General features: G+C 34.2%; 16 protein-coding genes and 1 tRNA gene. 4 read left to right on the forward strand and 13 right to left on the reverse strand.

The genetic code is table 11. From position 1 onward, the window contains the following. Positions 1-62: 62 nt before the first annotated feature. The 10 genes from ACJ2A9_RS09485 to ACJ2A9_RS09530 all read right to left on the reverse strand — a co-directional run bounded on the left by ACJ2A9_RS09485 (position 63) and on the right by ACJ2A9_RS09530 (position 13,253). Entirely contained in the window at positions 63-1,118 is a 1,056-nt protein-coding gene (locus ACJ2A9_RS09485) for an HD-GYP domain-containing protein (RefSeq protein WP_441421394.1), read from the reverse strand. A gap of 126 nt (positions 1,119-1,244) precedes the next feature. Then, positions 1,245-2,336 (reverse strand): mechanosensitive ion channel family protein, encoded by a 1,092-nt coding sequence (locus ACJ2A9_RS09490; protein ID WP_441421395.1) that lies wholly within the window; start codon positions 2,334-2,336, stop codon positions 1,245-1,247. A 242-nt stretch (positions 2,337-2,578) separates the two neighbouring features. Beyond that, complete coding sequence (locus ACJ2A9_RS09495; protein ID WP_441421396.1) at positions 2,579-2,812, reverse strand: DUF2249 domain-containing protein; 234 nt, start codon at positions 2,810-2,812, stop codon at positions 2,579-2,581. 228 nt (positions 2,813-3,040) lie between these two features. Further along, complete coding sequence (locus ACJ2A9_RS09500) at positions 3,041-3,427, reverse strand: ectoine synthase (protein ID WP_441421397.1); 387 nt, start codon at positions 3,425-3,427, stop codon at positions 3,041-3,043. Between the two features lie 42 nt (positions 3,428-3,469). Further along, positions 3,470-4,768, reverse strand: a complete 1,299-nt coding sequence (gene ectB, locus ACJ2A9_RS09505) for a diaminobutyrate--2-oxoglutarate transaminase (RefSeq protein ID WP_441421398.1) — start codon at positions 4,766-4,768, stop codon at positions 3,470-3,472. A gap of 29 nt (positions 4,769-4,797) precedes the next feature. Continuing rightward, entirely contained in the window at positions 4,798-5,382 is a 585-nt protein-coding gene (ectA, locus tag ACJ2A9_RS09510; protein WP_441421399.1) for a diaminobutyrate acetyltransferase, read from the reverse strand. Positions 5,383-5,682: 300 nt separating this feature from the next. Beyond that, positions 5,683-9,123: a BREX-1 system adenine-specific DNA-methyltransferase PglX gene (pglX, locus tag ACJ2A9_RS09515; protein WP_441421400.1), complete on the reverse strand. Its 3,441-nt coding sequence runs from the start codon at positions 9,121-9,123 to the stop codon at positions 5,683-5,685. 72 nt (positions 9,124-9,195) lie between these two features. Then, complete coding sequence (locus ACJ2A9_RS09520; protein WP_441421401.1) at positions 9,196-10,308, reverse strand: GerAB/ArcD/ProY family transporter; 1,113 nt, start codon at positions 10,306-10,308, stop codon at positions 9,196-9,198. 6 nt (positions 10,309-10,314) lie between these two features. After that, positions 10,315-11,508, reverse strand: coding sequence for a Ger(x)C family spore germination protein (locus tag ACJ2A9_RS09525; RefSeq protein ID WP_441421402.1), 1,194 nt, complete (start codon positions 11,506-11,508; stop codon positions 10,315-10,317). Continuing rightward, positions 11,505-13,253, reverse strand: a complete 1,749-nt coding sequence (locus ACJ2A9_RS09530; RefSeq protein WP_441421403.1) for a spore germination protein — start codon at positions 13,251-13,253, stop codon at positions 11,505-11,507. The genes ACJ2A9_RS09525 and ACJ2A9_RS09530 overlap by 4 nt, the downstream gene beginning before the upstream one ends. Positions 13,254-13,647: 394 nt before the next feature. Here ACJ2A9_RS09530 and ACJ2A9_RS09535 point away from each other — a divergent pair, with 394 nt between their 5' ends. From ACJ2A9_RS09535 to ACJ2A9_RS09545, 3 genes are all read left to right on the forward strand, one after another. Beyond that, positions 13,648-13,857 (forward strand): hypothetical protein, encoded by a 210-nt coding sequence (locus ACJ2A9_RS09535; RefSeq protein ID WP_441421404.1) that lies wholly within the window; start codon positions 13,648-13,650, stop codon positions 13,855-13,857. A 222-nt stretch (positions 13,858-14,079) separates the two neighbouring features. Then, positions 14,080-15,507 (forward strand): PAS domain-containing sensor histidine kinase, encoded by a 1,428-nt coding sequence (locus tag ACJ2A9_RS09540; RefSeq protein WP_441421405.1) that lies wholly within the window; start codon positions 14,080-14,082, stop codon positions 15,505-15,507. 123 nt (positions 15,508-15,630) lie between these two features. Continuing rightward, positions 15,631-15,706, forward strand: a tRNA-Val gene (locus ACJ2A9_RS09545). Between the two features lie 489 nt (positions 15,707-16,195). Here the strand turns inward: ACJ2A9_RS09545 and ACJ2A9_RS09550 are convergent. The 3 genes from ACJ2A9_RS09550 to ACJ2A9_RS09560 all read right to left on the reverse strand — a co-directional run bounded on the left by ACJ2A9_RS09550 (position 16,196) and on the right by ACJ2A9_RS09560 (position 18,446). Further along, entirely contained in the window at positions 16,196-16,714 is a 519-nt protein-coding gene (locus ACJ2A9_RS09550; protein WP_441421406.1) for a hypothetical protein, read from the reverse strand. 203 nt (positions 16,715-16,917) lie between these two features. Next, positions 16,918-17,589 (reverse strand): hypothetical protein, encoded by a 672-nt coding sequence (locus ACJ2A9_RS09555; RefSeq protein ID WP_441421407.1) that lies wholly within the window; start codon positions 17,587-17,589, stop codon positions 16,918-16,920. A 20-nt stretch (positions 17,590-17,609) separates the two neighbouring features. Next, positions 17,610-18,446, reverse strand: coding sequence for a DUF6414 family protein (locus ACJ2A9_RS09560; RefSeq protein WP_441421408.1), 837 nt, complete (start codon positions 18,444-18,446; stop codon positions 17,610-17,612). Between the two features lie 302 nt (positions 18,447-18,748). On the opposite strand from ACJ2A9_RS09560, the gene ACJ2A9_RS09565 reads away from it, so the two are divergent. Then, positions 18,749-19,564, forward strand: coding sequence for a hypothetical protein (locus ACJ2A9_RS09565; protein ID WP_441421409.1), 816 nt, complete (start codon positions 18,749-18,751; stop codon positions 19,562-19,564). The last annotated feature ends 130 nt before the right edge of the window (positions 19,565-19,694 follow it).

Below are 19,694 nucleotides of genomic sequence, written 5' to 3' on the forward strand. Positions count from 1 at the left end.
ACTCATACTACAATATAATAATCTTACACAATAACGTATGTTTATGCAACCCCATTTTATGACTAATCTGTTAAAACCCGTTGAATAAATACTGTTGTTTTTTTTGCTAAATCAATTTCATTAAAGTCGTAATCCTCATATTTACTATTTTGACTAATATCAAAAATCCTGATCACCGGTCGCTGTGGCAATCCTTTATGCTGTTTTATTACTGCCCCTATCTTTCCCGTAGTAAGCTGTACATAACTACCTGTTGGGTAAAGAGCAATAGATCGTAAAAACTTCCAGACAACCTCATGATCAAACCAACTATTTGTAAGTCCCATGATTTTTTCGCAGGCTTCAAATGGATGAAGACCCCCGCCATCTGCAGCAGTAGAAATTAAGTGATCATAATAGTTTGTAACTGCAACTATCTTTGCATATAGATGAATATCATCACCACTTAATTTTCTAGGCGTTCCTGTACCATCAATATGCTCATGATGCTGCAGGGCAACATGAGCTGATAATGTACTTAATTCCTTCTTTTTACGAATATGATTAAATCCTTTCCAAGTGTGATCATTATGATCGCCTTCTTCAGCTGTAATTTTGGCATTAGATTGGTCTTTTACAAATTTCCCAATATCATGAAGGAGAGCACCTACTGCTAACTCTTGTATCTTTATTCGATCCAAACCAAAGTTAATTGCTACATATATGGACATAATGCAAACATTTACAGAATGAACGAAAATTTGATTATCACTTGTTCGAATATCCGCTAAATGAATCAATAATTCATTATTTTGCATGACTTCATCGACAATATTCTTCGTCACTGTACTGATTTCTTTTGTATCAAAATCTTTCCCATTTTGTATATATTGATAAGAATGAGCCAAGGTTTGTATAGCCCTCCGTCTCGTTTCTTCACTAACAACTTCTTCAATATCAATATCTTCAAGTTTATTATCATTTAAATATACGGCATTTACACCCATTCTCTTCAACCTAGAAATCATCCCGATCGTTAATGGAACTCCTTTGCTAAGAAGCACCCTTCCTTCACTGGAATAAATATTACGACCAAGGCATTCACCTTGCTGAATGTTATCAAGAGTAACATATTTCATAAACGAGATTTCACATCCTATTAATGAGGAATTTTACTAAATTATATATGATAGTAGTATAAAATTACTATTGATATTTTTACAGCATTATTAACACAGCCAACGATAAAAAACCAAATGAACCTTTTAAGATTCATTTGGTTTTTCTTCATTCTTTATTTGTTTCTTATACAATTCCTCGACATAAATAGATTGACTTGGGTAAGCGAGTGAGACTTCGTTCTTCTCTAAAATCCCAATGATTTTTAAGTTAATGTCTTCTTTCACATGAAGCCATTCTCCCCATACAGTTGTATTTGTAAAGAAGTAGAAGAAAATACCAAAATCACTGTCATTAAAGCCATCAAAATTCACAAATACGGTTTCTTGATGCACTCCATCATGGTATTTTAATAATTCTCGAATATCTTTGAGTGTTTTTTCGATTTTATCCTTCGGTGTATTCATCTTTAAGCCAAGATGGAACGTAATTCTACGTTTCCCCATTTTTGACCAATTTGTTATTGGTTCACTTGCAATTTGCGCATTAGGTACAGTAACTAATGCTTGCGCAAACGTTCTAATTTTTGTACTCCTAAAGTTAATGTCTTCTACTGTCCCTTCAACACTGGGTGTAGCAATCCAATCCCCTAAATCCATAGGCTTTTCAATAATGATTAGTAAACCAGAAAATAAATTCTTAAGCGAATCTTGAGCAGCTAAAGCTACCGCTAATCCTCCTAAGCCTAATCCAGCAATAAAACCAGATATATCATAATTCCACTCTTGGGCGATGATTAGAAACATTAATACAAATAGTAGAAACTGAAATGCTTTTGATAAAAAAGGAATTAAAATTTTATTAATATCAATCTCAAATTTCTTTGTTATTTTTTCAAAAACAACCGAACTTTGACTCGATAATTTAATAAACCCCGAGCCAAAAATTAGAACTAATAGTGATCGATATATATTTGTAATAACCGCTTCAACAGATGGACTATAATCAAAGCTAATGATCCCTAGATAAAACGGTAATAGAATAAAGAACCAACGCAATGGTAATTCAAAGCATGATAAAACTTCATTTAAAAAAGCATTATCAACCGTCTTTACAAATTTTGAAATAAGACGAATGACAATCCTAGATAGAAATCGATTAAAGATAATAAATAATGCTAAGCCTGACAAATGAATAATTTGATCATATTGATTATAAAAATTTATTATTTCGGTCAAAACAAAAGTCTTCCCTTCAAAATAATTCCTTCTCTTCAGTTTGTTCGTAATAAATCATACGATATAACACAGTCCACAATTAAAAATTATACACAGATACATTTGAGGTTACAACAAATTCACCTTTTCTTGACTGTTTCAAGAATTATTTGGACAAGAAAAAGACCATCATTTCGATGGCCTCTAATTATAGGGGTTTTCAATTCAAAAACTATTGATCAACTAGAAATAACGAGTTATCCTTATTTCTTACCGATTGCTACACGCCAAACAGCTGGACCCTCTTCAAGATATTGCCAAGTGAATTGTTCTGGTCTTTCCATTTGGAATTGGTAGAATAATGGCTTAGGATCATGGTCATTCACTAGTTCCATTGACGTACCAGACTCTAATTTATCAAAAGTACTAAAAATAGTCGGGTGTTTCTCACGTGGTGAAATAGGTCTAACATCTACTTGAGCTGCAAAATTTGACATCTTCATCTCTCCTTAAATGTGTGATTGCCTTTTACATTAATAATCTTATAATAGTAACAAACAAGTATCAGTGATGATGGTCACTAGAGAAAACTTTTTAGTTTAGAGTTTAGAATGTAGAGTTTAGAGTTATTTATAGTAACTTCAAGGATGTCTTTACAAAAAAGCCTCCCAAAGAAAAGAGACCCTCACTAAAAAGTGAGAGCCTTCATCTTATTCATCCTTTACTTATTCCTCAACTATCGGATATACTCCGTTCTCGTCATGTGTTTCTTTACCTGTTAAAGGTGGGTTAAATACACACACCATTCGCATATCTGTTTTTCCACGAAGTAAATGTTCATCATGCTTATCAAGGGCATAAATGGTACCAGCTTTAATTGGCCAAATTTTACCATCAGAAAGAGTTTCAACCTCTCCTTCACCTTCAATGCAATAAACAGCTTCAAGGTGATTTTGATACCAAATGTGTGTTTCAGTTCCTGCTTTAATAATGGTATCATTCACAGAGTAACCCATACCATCTTTCTTAAATAGTAATCTTCTGCTAATCCAATTTTCACCTTTAACTTCGTTTTCTGTTCCAATAACATCTTCTAGTTTAACGACTTTCATAATTTCTGCCTCCATTTATATGTTTAATCTTGTTTGTAATGATTAATTCGTAACTGCCTCTTTCTTGTTAACAACTGCTGCTACACTTTGTTCAATAATTTCAAAACCTTTATCAAGGCCTTCCTGATCAATAATTAATGCAGGAAATAACTTAAATACTTCATCATTCGCACCTGCTGTTTCCATAATTAATCCTCGTTTAAATGCTTCTTCACAAACTTTTGAAGCTAAACCATTAATCTTCGAAGCAATCCCTTGCATGAAGCCTCTTCCTTTTACAGCACCTTTTATTTCAGGATATTTCGCAACTATTTTTTCTAAAAATTCTGAAATTTTTACGGACTTCTCCTGAATTTCTTTTTCGAAAGAATCATCTTTCCAAAATTCTAACGCTTCAGTAGCTGTTAAAAATGCAAAATTATTTCCTCGGAATGTACCGTTATGCTCACCCGGCTCCCAAATGTCATATTCAGGCTTAATTAACGTCAATGCCAACGGTAAACCGAAACCACCAATTGATTTAGATAAGCAAACGATATCAGGCTTAATTCCTGCTGGTTCGAAGCTAAAGAACGTTCCTGTACGTCCGCACCCAGCTTGAACATCATCAATAATTAACAAAATGCCCCATCGCTTACATACTGCTTCAATTTTCTTGAGCCACTCGAATCTTGCAGCATTCACACCGCCTTCACCTTGGACTGTCTCGAGAATAATTGCTGCTGGGACCGAAACACCGCTCCCGTTATCCTCTAGGAAACGCTCGAGATACTCCACTGTGTCGAGCTCATCACTCACATAATTGTCATATGGCATTGCCACTGAATGTTGTAACGGAATTCCTGCACCTTGACGTTTAAATGAATTACCTGTGACAGATAGGGCACCAATTGTCATACCATGGAATCCATTTGTAAAGCTAATTACATTTGTTCGTCCTGTCACTTTACGAGCGATTTTCAACGCACTTTCTACTGTATTTGTTCCTGTTGGTCCAGGAAACATAACTTTATAATCTAGATTTCTAGGTTCTAAAATAATATCATTAAAGTTTTGCAAAAACTCTGCTTTCGCATCGGTTGCCATATCTAAACTATGAGTGATCCCATCGTTCATCATATAGTCAACTAGCCTTTGCTTCATTTTTGGGTGATTATGTCCATAGTTAAGGGCACCTGCTCCCGAGAAAAAATCAATATATTCCTTACCATTTTCATCCCACATCTTATAACCTTGTGCTTTCGTGAAAACAGTCGGAAAACTACGGATATAACTGCGTACCTCTGATTCATATTTTTCAAAAACATGTAGTGATGATTCTGCATTCTCTCTTGTATTCATAATTAATATCCTCCTCGAAATTTCCTTTTTTATTTTAAAGGACCAATACGGTATGTCATTTCTGGCTCATGATTCCCCTCTGTTGGAAATACTTCTTCTGGGAAGCATTCTAATACTACACAATTCGTATTTTTCTTACGGGCTATCCCACGGAATAACGATTGTGAAGCAATGTTCGATGGTGAAATCGTAGCTTCTAGGTACTTAACATCTTTACAAGTTGGAAGGTTTAATAGAGCATTTAAGATCTTGGATCCTAAACCTTTTCCTCGTTCAGACTTTGCTACCCCAATTTGCCAAACAAATATGACATCCTTCTTCTTAGGGGGATGAAATGCGGTCACAAAACCAACAAGCTCATTTTTACTGTTCTTTACTGCTAGACATGTTTTTGAAAAGAACTCACACATCATCAGATAGCTATAGGAAGAATTAAGATCTAAAACGCCTGAATCTTTTACTAATTCCCACATAGCAGCACCGTCATCAACATCTGGTTCAACAAATGTATATTCTTTAACCTCAGTTGCTTCTGACTTTAACCTAAACTTAAGTTTCGTATCGGTATCATCTAAAACTTCTACGAAATTATGGATAACAATTTCCTCCTTCAAATTTTTTATTTATTTAAAATTATTACTTGCTTTTTTAATGATAAGCTGTATGTCAATGATAGTCAAACTAGCTTAACAGTGATAAATTGGCATTTACTACTATTACTCTTGATTGACTTAAGTAAGGAGGTGACTCTTACAGATCCCTCCCATATTCTTAACATTTCAAACAGTTAGACCAATTTCGCCATTTTTTTCATGCGTTTTTCCAACACGATAGAAGAATTCATTTGATCCAAGTGTAAAACACACACACCGTAAAAAAGCCTGCAGATTATAACCATCTAGCAGGCTTGTCTTTTATTTTATCGGCATTAGCAGTGGAGCTAGCCTTTGATAGTTTGATACGACTCCATCATTAAGATCGATACTGATCTCCTCAAACATCGCAAGTTTTTTTTCGTACTGTTTTAATTCGATTGAATAACTCAGTAATGCAGAAAGTTGTTTTCTTACTCGCTTTTGTTCCGCAATCGAATCGCATGTATTCAGTACGCTTTGTAAACTGCTGATTTTACGTTCATAATTTTTCAGTAATCTCAGTACATAATTATTCCGAATATTTCTTATTACATGTTCATCCATACGATGTAAATAAACATATGCTTGGAATGCTTTATTTTCACCTGATGTAAATAACCAGTATATGGGTCTTTTTTTAAAGTGTTTGACATGATCTTTATAAAAATGAGCTGCAAAGTATTTTCGTATTCGCTCTACCGCGCTTTCTTCTGAAGTCTTCCCTAACACTTCCGCAATCCATTCGAGGTTAGCGTCAATTGTAGCATCTCCATACGTTACTTTGATAAATTCGATCAACCGGCAAACAAGATCATTTTCTGCTCTTACCTCATCAAAAACAGGTACAATTCCATTTTTATTTGGCTTAAAAGAAACATAGTTAGTTTCATCAAATGTACCTCCTGCAAACGTAATCCCTTCCTTATCAATTGTATAGCGTCCCAATATGCATCCAACTATATAAGAAAGGAATGTTCGTACGTCTCGATCTTTATCAGCTTTGCGGTAGGAGATTAACCTTTGATCAACATTCAACCTCTCTCCATCTTCATGATAGATCTGAGAAATTATTTTATTCATACGCTGTTCATTGTTCCACAGCTGATTAAACATCAAATTTGTGTGAGAATACCAGTTATAAAAAGACTGTTCAATATACGGCGATCCTTGTTGAAATTGTAAAAACGGGTGCCTCTTAAAATCCCATGACGTTTCAAATGAATCCCATTCTTCTTTTGCAATCGCTATACAATGTTTAACTAGCATTGTAACATCATTTCGTTGCTTCTCGGTGGGGATAATAATAGGTAATCGATGAATATCTATATTTTGATAGTCAATCGAAGAACTCAATATTTGCAACAAATTATTTGCAAGCTTTGAATTTAGAAAGCCCATAAAATAATAGTAATAATGATCATCATTAACAAACAATGAAGGGCCTTTTTTGTCAAAAGCACCTCGATTGATTAATTGCCTGCAAGAAAAAGCCGATGTTGTTGTTGCCGACCACGTAATTCCTTTTCGAAACATATATTTTTGATTAATTTTATTGGATGTTACATTTGTTTCATAAAATGTTTGGGCCCCTTCTCCCCAGTCGAGAACAAGTTCAGTATTTCCATACCACTTTCGATAAGAACCACCTTTCGCATAGGAGACCCATCTGTGAAACAATTCTGTTCTGTCTATTTCCCAAAAATAACGGAGATACTGATCATTATTTGCAGTGATATGCTGACTACCTGTTAACTCAATAAACTGACTAAAACCGGGATATTGCTTAAAAAGTGCGCTAACACTTTCAGAAACCCAATAAGCAAATGGTTGTCCAGGAATTCCTACAAATGCTGTTTGCTTTGCTTGATACAGAGGAGCTTTCTCATTAAGAAATGCCTCTTTTTTTTCTTTGGAACTAGAAAATTGTGTTAATTGAAAATATTTCGCTTTAAAATGATTTAGCTTATGTTTTCGACAAATATATGCTGTACTTTGAACAATCTCACCATTGACCTCTTCAAATGCTTTCGTACCTAAATGAAGCATGGACTGAAAAGTCATTTCTTCAAGCATCTTGTTTCTTAATTTCTCAAAACTACTTAAAAACATCCATGAATGCTGATTTATCGTTGCTATAAAGCCATTTTCTTTTGTCAGTTCCATTGTTTTTTCAATAAAAACCGCAAACAAATCAGTTTTTGAAAGCGGATAATACCTTTTTACATAGTCTCTTAAAGACTTGTTCATACCACGATTCCCCATATAAGGCGGGTTTGTAATGACAACATCATAATTAGTTGACAATATTTTTGCTTGCGTAAGAAGCATTCTAAATGAATAAATTGCTTCAGTTTGTTTTATACTTAAGCATCCCTTTTTTTCTTTTTGATTGATAACTTCTTCTAATTGATAATAATCAACAACCGGTACTTGAATGAGTGAGCCGAAATTTTTTGCATCTTCAAATGCATCAAGGATCATTTCAATTTGCTTATATTGTTTATCTGATTCTGTTAATAAAGCTAATGCATGTTTATCAATCTGATTAGACTCCTTAAAGGCTAAAACCTGAATCGTTGGCAGTAACGAAATACTATTATTGGTTGTATACTGCCTTGCTTTCATTAAAAGTGCAAATATTGCAATCTCGATAGCACGCTCATCAATATCGAAACCATATAAGTTATTTTCAAAAATATATGACGGGATCTCATTACGAGAATAACCTTGCTCCTCGTAAAGTTTAAATAATATTTCAAACACATAAATTAGAATATGACCTGTTCCGCAAGCAGGATCGACTACTTTAATATCTTCTAATTTTAGTTGTGGATTCTTACATTGTTCCCATTGACGTAATACTTCTTCTTCCTGATCATCCAGATTAATATAGTAGGAGAATTCCCGTTTTAACAATGATTGATGATTTTCCAGCCACAAAGCACCTAAAGAATTTTCAACTAAATACTTAACAATCCAACTTGGGGTAAACAATTGTGTTGCCGCTGGAATAAAAGACTTTTCAATTTTACTTTTCTTTTTCCGCAGACGAAAGGCCTCATTTTTTTTATCAGAAATAAAATATTGATATAGTGAACCAATCATTTCAACTTGGCACCAGTTCTCTTCTGGAATAGTTGTTACCATTGCCTTAATGATTGAACCTTCAGAAAGTAATTCTGCAGGAAATAGAAGTTCTGTATAATCCGGGAACTCTTTAAATAATGCAGGAAATAGACTCTGTAACTCTTTGCACCGAAAAAACAGCAAATAAGTATAGAGCTTTTCATATTCACCCTTGTTGATCATTTTATCGACAGCAGAATGATCAATAGGCAGCTCTGCTGATAACACATACGTATATAAATCAGGGTTTCTCTCTACAATGACTGATTTTGAAAATAATTGCAGATCTCCCTGAAGATAACCGTTAACTTCTAAAAACCTTGCAATGATAAACCGTTGAAAAATCGTAAATGTCACGTCTTCAATGACTTGCTCATAGCCTTTGCAAATGACTTCATCAAGCAGTTGTTGACGATATTTTATAATATCCTCATATTTAACAACATCTTCTTGAAGCAAGATATCCAACGCTTCACTTTCAATATCTCGAATGCCTCGTTCTGTAATCCCGAGTATCGATGCTTTTTGTTTTATTTGATCAGAGAGACTCCTTTTTGCCTTCATAGCAAACTTCATTAATAGCCCTTTATCCATCTTACTCCCCTCAAACTCTTCTATGTATATACAGATACAGTTATATTTTATCAGAGTAACGGATGACAAACACTACTGAGAGGCAGTGGAATCATGTTGTTGTAATTTTTTCTTCATAAAGAAACCTATAATGATTATGATGACTGGCAAGCCTATTGCAATGGGTATGGCTATGGACGGCCAATAATATGTTAAGAGATCCATCGCTCTAATATGATCAAAAATAACCCAATATGAAAAACCGCCAAGAATAAACGTAACTGGAAGTAAAACTGGACGGATATCTTTAATCCCGAAGCTGTGTGCAGCAGATATTGACGCACACATAATTCCCATCATAATTTGGATAAGTAATGGGATTGAATAAAAAATAACCATAATCATTTCATACCGATGAATAAATAACCCAATTTCAGCACTTCTTGCTAATAGCATACACGACACGATAAATTGCCCCGCAAGCTGTGGGGTTAAAACACCTATTTGTAGAATAGGCCAAATAATGATAAAGAGACCACCGTACATTACACTCGTTCGGCCTGTTTTTGACCACTTCTGTTTTTCCTTTACATACGGCAAAATCATTGCCGCCATTAATGTTGCCATCGCCCAATCTACAAAATGATGGCGACTAGCTGCTACTGACTCAAGAAATCCATTTCTCATAACAGGCAGTAAGGCTGATACACTAAAGTTTGACAAAGAACCAATAAGTAATATCACATTAAAGAAGGCAATCGCAAACAAACCAATTAATGAGATTCTCCCTATCACTTCTAACCCTTGATACACTGCAAAATATCCAACAATCATTGGCACAATGACAAAGACAACAACCGGTGCATCGGGTAGAAAATAATCTTTTAAATGAAAAGAAAAGGTTATCATCATTTGCCCGTATGCACCAACAAAGAAGATAAAAACAAGAAAACTAACTACTCTGCTTATCCACTTGCCAAAAAGCACCTCTGAATGATCAAATAAGTTTTTCTCAGGTAATCTCTTAATAAGCGAGATTGTTAAATACATAACCAAGCCGGCAATAGCGATCCCAAATAATGTAGCAATCCACATATCTCCGCCAACTTCTCTAGCAATGATCCCCTGAGTTACTCCAACAGCTTTTGGATAAACCATTGATATGATAATTGCCATAAACATTCCGTTTGTTATTTGTATTTTCATAGTTTATCAATCCCTTTTTGGTTGCAGAGGATTTTTCAGTAATCCTGGGTTATTAATTTGTACATGAGCTTGAACATCAACTTCTACAGAAGGAAAAATATCCTTCCAGTCGTCTCTCAATCTTCTCCACTCAACTGGATATTTATTATCAAAAGCTCTGCCTAAACGTAATACATCCACTTTATATTCTTTCTGAACCTTGTCTAACATTTGCGATACTTCTTTTTCCAACTTTTCTTCTAGATCCTTTTCAAGCTGAGTGAACAGTTCAGCATGAGTCATATCCGTTATACATCCTAATTCCACCAAATCAACATATGTCGTGATTTCCCCTGTAAACTTTGGTTTCCCGTCTTCAAAATGAGGTGTTAGTTTAAACTGATTTTCTCTCATTTCAAGACTTACTGACTTTTTTGGTTGTTCAGGACATGCCAATGGAACAATAGCATCATCAATTTTTTCCACAAACCATAATAAGCCACGACTTTCCTCTGGATTTAACCAACCTACCATCTTATCATCTTCAAAAACGGCTGTCCCTGATAACTCTACTTGAGGAGTCGCACCATACTCACCAGGATTCTCTGCAGAAATTCCTCTGCTTTTCATCTCCACTCTTGCTAGAATCGGATGATAATCCTCACTAATAAATGACGATGCGAGTAAAAGCATATCTGTCTTTGGTGCCTCAGCTATTCGCGTGCTATACCGAAAGAGCTTTTCTAATGACTCTGCCGGAATGATTTCTAGTCCAGTGTTCGTCGCCACTAAATTACTCGCTTTTTCAGAGGTGACAACAACCCATGTATTCATCCGAAGTTCATTGTTTCTGGAGAAAAAATCAATGACATCGTTAACCCCTTTCCTTGCACTCTCCTCATTCAAAACAACAACGACAGTATGAGCCCAAAATACTCGCCGTGAAGAATAACGGCCTAAATTTCGAATGGCTTCAAATATCGTTTCTCCTTCTGCTGTAGCAGTATATATTGGTTCACCTGTTGAAGCTCCCGTCTGTTCTCGTGCAGAACCAGGACGAACAATTTGTGCTGTTACTTCTACTAGTTCATTTTCTTTATCAAAATCTATCCCGACAGCCATCACTAACGCTAACTCATTGACCTCCTCACTGCCAACGCAACCTGAGAGAATAAATAAGATACAAAGAAGCACTTGTAGTTTTATATTAAAGTACGTCATTGCCTTTTTTTCCTCCATGGACGATTACTTTTGTTTGAATCCTGGCCTTCTTCATTACTTTCTTCATTCTTTTCTTGCCTTGTTGCACCTTTATTCATTTCAGATTGATTGTTTGATTGATCTTGAGAATCTTGTTTTTCTTGTTTCGATTGCTCTTGTTCGTTATTCCCAGTGTCCTCAACAATTTCGATGAATGGATGATCTTCATCCTCACCCTTTGCGTTCGGGGGCTTTGGTTTTTGATGATCAGCTTGCCGACGTTGTTCCCCGCCTGAAACTGGCCTCATCTCTAAACTCCACCATGGCATACGAATCACCATATCTTTATTTTGATAGGGACGAAATGGTGCACCAGGTGCCAGATAAGGCTCTCCGAAAGAACGTATCGACAACGCATGAATTAACACAATAATAATCACTGATGCAAACCCTAGTAAGCCTAATGTTCCTGACGCAATAAGGAGGGGAAAACGGAACAATCGAATCGAGAAAGAAGCCGCATAATTTGGAATAGCAAATGAAGCGATCCCTGTTGTCGCAATGACAATGACCATAATTGGTGAAACCACCCCTGCTTCAACTGCCGCTTGCCCTACAACAAGTGACCCAACAATACTTACCGCCTGTCCAATCGGTCTAGGCATTCGCAAACCAGCTTCCCTCATTAATTCAAATGCTAACTCCATCATTAAGGCCTCGAAAAGCACTGGAAACGGTAAAGCCTCCCGACTGGCAGCAATGGATATTGCAATCGGTGTTGGCAGCATCTCCTGATGGAAACTAACTAGTAATACAAAAATCGAAGGCAATGTTAAGCTCAAAATTAAGGCGATATACCGAATACTTCTTGTAAATGAAGAAAGCCAATAATTTGAATAATAATCATCACCCGCTTGAAAAAACTGCCAAAAGAAAGTTGGAACAATAAGAACAAACGGTGTATTATCAATAAAAATTGCTACTTTCCCTTCATAAATTGCCGCAGCAGCTCGGTCTGGCCGTTCCGTATTTTGAATCGTAATAAATGGTGAAAGCGGTGCATCATCTATAAATTCTTCGATATACCCACTTTCTAAAATTGCATCGATTTTAATTCTCTGCAGACGTTCTTTTACCTCTTCAACAAGTCCATCCTTTACCGTGCCTTTAATATAAGCAATATTTATATCTGTTCGTGATTTTTCTCCTACTTTTAATTCTTCAATCCGAAATAGAGGATCTCGAATTCGGCGACGAACAAGTGCTGTATTTGAACGAATACTCTCAACAAATCCATCACGTGGTCCACGAACAATTGGCTCGGTTTCAGGCTCTGCAACACTTCTCGTATCCCAACCCCGGGTTGGTACAATAAAAGCTTGATCACAATGATCTAAAAAAAGAATCGTATCTCCGGATAAAACCGAATCAATCATTTCTTTAAACGAATCAGTAAGCTCAATTGACGAACTTAACAATAAGTTCTTTTTTATATGTTCAGCTGTTGTTGGGCCAATTACATGATTCTCACTTAACTCACTGCTATAGATCATCAACGGTTCTAAAATTGACATATTGATTTGCTGTGAATTTACTAACCCATCAACATAATAATAGGTTGCAGCTACATCGACTTGTTTATGAAAGGTAAAATTTCTTTTTACAAGATCAGCATTTTCCTCAAGAATTGACTCGATTGTTTTCACATTGTTTTCTAATCGAAAAGAAAACTGACTTTGCAGTAACTCTTCCACTTGAGTTGACATATTGGTCCCCTTTTTTCCTTCTTACTTACTCCCATTTATGCACAAAAAACACTTCACATAATCACAGCAGCTGTTTATTTTTCTATCCAAAAGGGAAAAATGAATGTGGTATTATTAAGTTGATAGGGGAGTTTATAATGGATTTTTTTCATTCTTGGATTTACGTCTATATTATTAATACACAATGGTTTATTTGGACAATTGTCTTTACTATCTTTGGCTTAACCTTCCTGTCTCCTCTACTGCTTTGGATCACATTACTAGAAAAGAAAATTAAAATAACATTAAATTTCAACTCGAAAAATAAACAAAAACACAATAATTCTCAATAAATGCAAAGTACAATCATAGGCTCTTCACATTCGGTTATTCTAACAGTAAAGGAGGGATAAGAATGGATAGAGGGAATGATTACCATGAAGCTAGTCCCCATTTCGATGGCGAGAAAGAACAGATTCATGTGGGCACTGCAGATGGACCGGAAGTAGGAATTGTTACGAACAGAAAGCCAACCGGTGTTAACAAAACAAAATTAAAGCAACAAAAAGAACTGACCCAGGAAGTACTTGAAGATCAAGCAATTCAAGAAGATTCACTAACATAATCATCTCAAAAAAGAGGACAAGAAAGGGTTTGTCCTCTTTTAAATTTTGAATTTTATCGTCTTGAGTTCAAAAACTTTACAATTATTCTTTTAAAATCAAAAAGGATTTTACATGATTATGTCAAATTGGAATAGTAGGGATATTTCTCTTGTCCAAAATTTTCTACTTTCCTAATTAAACTCCTTACCACTCCATCATTAGAAAGAATTAGGGGGGATTTAATGGAGTCAAACCTTTTTAATACAATGTTTAATCAATCCGCAATTCCAATGGCAATATATGAGCTTTCTGGGACTCACCTATATGTAAATCAATCATATTGTGAATTAATTGGTTACAATAAATCTGAACTGTTAACAATCACACCATTAGTCTTTATCCATCCCGATGATCGTGAAACAGTATTATACAAATTTAACCAACTATCAAAGGGTGACATTAAATCATTTCAGAATGAAATACGTTATGTTCATAAACAAGGACATAGCGTTTGGGTTCTCATCAATGTAAATTTAATCCATGATAAACAGGGGCTCCCAGTCTATGTTATGGCACAAATGCAAAATATTACAACCCGAAAGTTGCTTGAAGTCGAATTATTAGATAACGAAGAACGATTTCGCAGCCTTGTTGTTTATTCACCGGAAATGATATGTGTCCATGACGGAAGTAAATACCTATACATTAATCCTTCTGGAGCAAAGCTGCTTGGTGCACAATCACCAGAAGAAATTATTGGACAATCTGTATGGAGGTTTTTTCGCAAAGAAGAACATGAACAGCGTATAAAAAACATGGGGAAAATATTACAAAAAAAAGGGGAAGTAGATACAATCCAACACCAAATGGTCAAGTTGGATGGAACCATTATTGATGTTGATGTTACAGCAACTTGTATTCTATTTAATGGTAAAAAGGCCATACAGGCAATTGTAAAGGATGTAACAGAACGAAAGAAAATTGAATACTTGTTACGCAAATCTGAGAAACTCTCCCTTGTCGGTCAACTTGCAGCTGGTGTAGCACACGAAATAAGAAATCCACTCACTTCTGTTAAGGGTTTTATTCAACTATCGCAAGTAACGAAGGAATTTAATGAAGACCATTCTAAAATTATGATTGAAGAATTAAACAGGGTTGAATCAATCATATATGAATTTTTGACCCTAGCAAAACCTAATCACGATACGATTTTCACAAATAAAGATTTGCGAAAGCTGCTAAAACAAGTTATTACTTTACTGAATACTCAAGCCTCAATTCGTAACATAGAAATAATAACGGAACTTCATGATGTTCCACCTATCGAATGTGAAGAAAATTCAATCAAACAAGTGTTTATAAATATCCTGCAAAATGCAATTGAATCATTACATGAGCGAGGTTGTGTAAAAATTAAGCTTGAACAACAGCAGAATAACATGCAATTGATCCAAATTATTGATAACGGCTGCGGAATACCACCAGATAGACTTAAAAGATTAGGAGAGCCTTTTTATTCTAGTAAAGAAAAAGGCACTGGCTTAGGCTTAATGGTTAGCTTCAAAATTATTGAGAATCACCAAGGGACAATTCAGATTTCAAGTGAATACGGAAAAGGTACAACAGTAAATATCCTTCTCCCACAAAAGCAAAAAGTTCAACCATAAAAAGGCGGCTATGCAACAAATCTCGGTTCGTTCCATAGCCTCACTTTTTAAATAGTATTTTAAAATTTATTTCCCTCCTTATTGACTTTTATTTGTTTTCGATATATATTAATAAAGTAATCTGATCCGTTAGCTCAGCTGGGAGAGCGCTACCTTGACAGGGTAGAGGTCGGCGGTTCGATCCCGTCACGGGTCACCATACATAGAGTGTTAAACCCCTTGCGGCGCAAGGGGTTTTTTAGATATTCACTTTTCAATAAAACCTAGTGCATCTTTAATTTAAGCCTTTGACCACATTTTGACCACATTAGTAAATTTTCTATATATGATCAATATTCAAACTGGAACATGGAATTAAATTTACAGTTCATCATATCAAAATTATTTAAGTAGACTCTAATCGTTTTCCAAGGTCTTCATTCAACCAAATTACTCAGATTCGATTTCTCTTTATGCTCAAAAGAGGTTCTTTTAACCAAGCGGCAGGATTCACTAAGCCTATTAACTACCGAACGTTTTCTCACTTACTTGAATTGGAATTTCACCAACTAGAAATTAACGGCTTGCTGGGTGTACACATAATGAAAAAACTGCTTACTGGCTATAATAAACAATTTTTAAATAACATTAATAAAAAAGTATATCGTTACTTATGATATGGTTCACCGTTGATGTATCTATATGAGGTTTATTCCATTTTATTTTGCATACTTTCCATATGTACCAAGAAAGATTTCCTTTCTTTAAAAAAGTAATTTTCTAATTCTACATTTTCTAGTATTTCTTCTCCTAAGTAATCATTGACTAAAGATATGTGTGCATTAATAATGCCGAATATATGTGGTATTGCATCAATATACCTTGAAGAAGATGGGCTAACAGTAAGATGATTTAAATGCTCTGGATTTGCACACTCAACCATTAAACTAGACAATATAGCTGTCAAAGAAGCATGGATAAATTCGCTATTGTACTCATAGTATTTATCGTAGTCATCTTTCAAATTCAGTTGTATAGCATACTCTCTTGGGGATTTTTTATAATAATCTCCATGTATAGGTATTGGGTCTAGCAAATCATTATTAGAAGCCAGCAACAAAATCCCAATATCCTCCACATCTTCTTTTCCTGTTCTTTTTAAAATATGAAGTCGCATTCTGTCTAGCGCAAACTCTTTATACTGTTGAATTTCATTGTTTTCAATCAAATATTTCGATTGCCAATAATTATCGAATAAAATTCTCGTTGAAGCGGCAGCCAGTACTCCATTAATAGCAAAGAGAGAATAAGTTAATTCTTTGATTATTCTAAAGCTATAAAGTAGTTTTGAAACTATGACTTTTTCATTATCAGCTAGCCAGTCCCAGTTCGTCGAAAATAATTCTGGTAGCCTTTCAAAATAGTTATTCTCTACCCTACTTTCGCATAATATTTCATTTCTTTTTTCTCAACCATGCATGGTGAAAACTCTTTTAAGATGTCTATAACTGATTGAGGAGGCATTATCTCTTCTTCATCTTCAACTACTCCTGCTGCTTTTAATCCTAGGTAAATAGCATTAATGATAGAACCTTTTTCCTTAAGTTCATCTTCTAGGTTATTACTAAAACCTAAAATGTCTTCAGGTAATGAATTAGTTTTAATAAAATAAAAAATTCTACTAAAAGTGTGGTAAGGATGATTTTTTTCTTTTAATAAGTCAAGCTCTTCTTTGTATTTCATAACATTAATTCCACTAACTATTTTACGTTCAAAAACCATATTGTGCTTTGATAATAATTGATTAAACTTGATTTCATCTGATTTGCTTATATTCCATTCCAACAAATTAGAGTTGTTTTCTTTTGCGAATAGAATTAAATCGTTAATAAAGTCTCCAAAACCTACCGATTTAACACTTTCAATTATCCAAAGGTGTCCAACAGTTAAACTATAAATATATAATTCACCATTAGACCTATTAACCTCTGGAACAACAGGGTTTATAAACAATGACTTTTTTTTATACATTTTAAAGTCTTTAATATCAGGGTAAATTCTTTTTCTCAACATTTCTTCAAATTCTAAATCTTTATCTGTCACAAATCCCCCCTAAATATCCTTTATTGTTTAAAAATAGCTATTGGTCTAATTATAACAGCTGGCTTTGTTGCTACTTCAAATAAATCACCTTTTTGTTTTCTCCTTTCCTCTCTATTCATTAACTTGTCAACACCTTTTAATGTTGAATCAAAAACAGTATATCTGTCACTAGCTCCTAAAACATGCTCTACTCTAGCTAAAGTGTATGCATTACCGAGAGTTAAGTCCTCCATAGAACAATCGACTAAGTTATCATGAATAACTTTTGCTACAAAATAATACTTCCTTTTATTTGGTGAGCCAATTGGAATCGAATAAACATTCGTATATTTTTTTGAAGCAGCTTCCTCCCTGTAACCCCTACTTTCTTCTATGACCTTTTCAAAATCCTCATCTCTTTCAATCCATCCCTTTGCTAGTTCATAAAAATCTACTCCTATATTCAACATCTGCGCATTTTCATATCCCTTTGGCAGAGAAATTTCAGAAGAGTAATAAACAAACTGCCCATTTTCTAGTTGAGACCAAATAGCTTGGTCAAAACCTTCTAAATATTGAAGTGCAGGCTCAATATACCTGAATAGTTTATCAAATTGTGAATCAATTGTAGGCTCCTTTGTGATTTGAACCGAAACTGTATCTGTTTTTCCCGTTCTTTTTACTCCCACGTTTGGAATCGGGATACCTGCCGCAACAAGTAATTTTTGAATTTCTCCTAGTGAAACCTCAAAATCCCAGTTAGGCTTGGCTGCAATATCTGTTTCAAGCACTTCTTTAACTAAACCTTCTTCTATTGATGATAAATACCTTTTAACTGTTCGTTCATCTAAGTAAAGAAAATCTCTTAAATTAAACAAATAAACTCCCCCTCCTTATGTTTAACTCATTTTACATATTATAACATTTAACTACGTTTAGGTGATATTTAGTTTCATTTTCATTTACTTAATTAACCTTAATTAAAATAACGAAAAAGAGAAATATTCACTGTGATGATGAAATGAGTGTTTCTATTCTTTATAAACTGTAATTGTATTGGGATATATTATTGGAAGGAAACTTGATTAATTACACCCAATAATATTACAAATTAACATAGATTAATATGCTAAAATTAGTTAATAAAATATATAATGAATTACAGAGGTGTTTATAACTTATGAAGGTAGGAATTACCGAGGAACTTCCAATATATAAATTTTACCTTTCAATGTCGTACCTTTTGCATATAGGCCATACACAAGACAATTTACCGTCAGAATTGATAAAAGATTTATATAGTATTGTAGATAATTACTATTTAGAATCATTATCAATATTGAGATCTTCAAAAAAAATTAGTAGTAGAATTACAGTTGAAATTGACTCAAAATTAAAAGAATCTCGAGAAATGTTGGAAAATCATAAAAGATTAAGAGATGAAACGCAAGACCCCGATGAATTAGAATGGGCAGATGTTATTCAATCTCGTCACGTGTCCGAAAGGGAGTTCAAATTTAAACAAATAGAGTTAGAGGGTGAAATGAATTCTTTAGCATCTATTGTAATGTTTCTAAGTTTATTGGAATCGACTTTATTTAGTCTGACCAAGAAACTCATTGAAACTGAACCTTCACTTCCTGAAATGCAAAATGTTATGAATAGAAGTGATAATGGTATAGTTAAATACCTTAAATATTTCGAAAGATACATTAAAAAGCAAGAAGAACACTTTATTGTTGGTACGAAAAAATATGAATTTATAAGGTTTTGGTTGAATGTCAGAAATAACATTGTACATAGCAATAATGTTGTAAAACAAGAGATTTTAAATAATGCAAATAGATTAAAAATAGACCTATCTATTAATCGTTATTCAAATAAATTTCGCTTTAAAGACGTTGATGTAATGTTAATTGCAAATCTTTGTGGAGAAATATTGAATGATTGTATTGAAAAAGGCTTGTATAAGTATTTTGGTTTAAAGGAAGAGTAATAAAATTAGGTACTTGATACAAGATAGTGCTTAATAAAAGTTTATGGTACAAAATTTTCTTTTTCTAGTTTGATGGTAAGATATACTGGTTACTTAAAATATTATATAAATTAGAACCACTTCTATTTTT

The sequence above is a fragment of the Anaerobacillus sp. MEB173 genome (assembly GCF_052119505.1).
Classification (GTDB): domain Bacteria; phylum Bacillota; class Bacilli; order Bacillales; family JBJMAU01; genus JBJMAU01.

Bases quoted from the DNA above. Each gene is read 5' to 3' on its own strand.
- ACJ2A9_RS09485 (WP_441421394.1), bottom strand. From the start codon at position 1,118: ATGAAATATGTTACTCTTGATAACATTCAGCAAGGTGAATGCCTTGGT.
- ACJ2A9_RS09495 (WP_441421396.1), bottom strand. From the start codon at position 2,812: ATGTCAAATTTTGCAGCTCAAGTAGATGTTAGACCTATTTCACCACGT.
- ACJ2A9_RS09500 (WP_441421397.1), bottom strand. From the start codon at position 3,427: ATGAAAGTCGTTAAACTAGAAGATGTTATTGGAACAGAAAACGAAGTT.
- ectB (WP_441421398.1), bottom strand. From the start codon at position 4,768: ATGAATACAAGAGAGAATGCAGAATCATCACTACATGTTTTTGAAAAA.
- pglX (WP_441421400.1), bottom strand. From the start codon at position 9,123: ATGGATAAAGGGCTATTAATGAAGTTTGCTATGAAGGCAAAAAGGAGT.
- ACJ2A9_RS09520 (WP_441421401.1), bottom strand. From the start codon at position 10,308: ATGAAAATACAAATAACAAACGGAATGTTTATGGCAATTATCATATCA.
- ACJ2A9_RS09525 (WP_441421402.1), bottom strand. From the start codon at position 11,508: ATGACGTACTTTAATATAAAACTACAAGTGCTTCTTTGTATCTTATTT.
- ACJ2A9_RS09530 (WP_441421403.1), bottom strand. From the start codon at position 13,253: ATGTCAACTCAAGTGGAAGAGTTACTGCAAAGTCAGTTTTCTTTTCGA.
- ACJ2A9_RS09535 (WP_441421404.1), top strand. From the start codon at position 13,648: ATGGATAGAGGGAATGATTACCATGAAGCTAGTCCCCATTTCGATGGC.
- ACJ2A9_RS09540 (WP_441421405.1), top strand. From the start codon at position 14,080: ATGGAGTCAAACCTTTTTAATACAATGTTTAATCAATCCGCAATTCCA.
- ACJ2A9_RS09565 (WP_441421409.1), top strand. From the start codon at position 18,749: ATGAAGGTAGGAATTACCGAGGAACTTCCAATATATAAATTTTACCTT.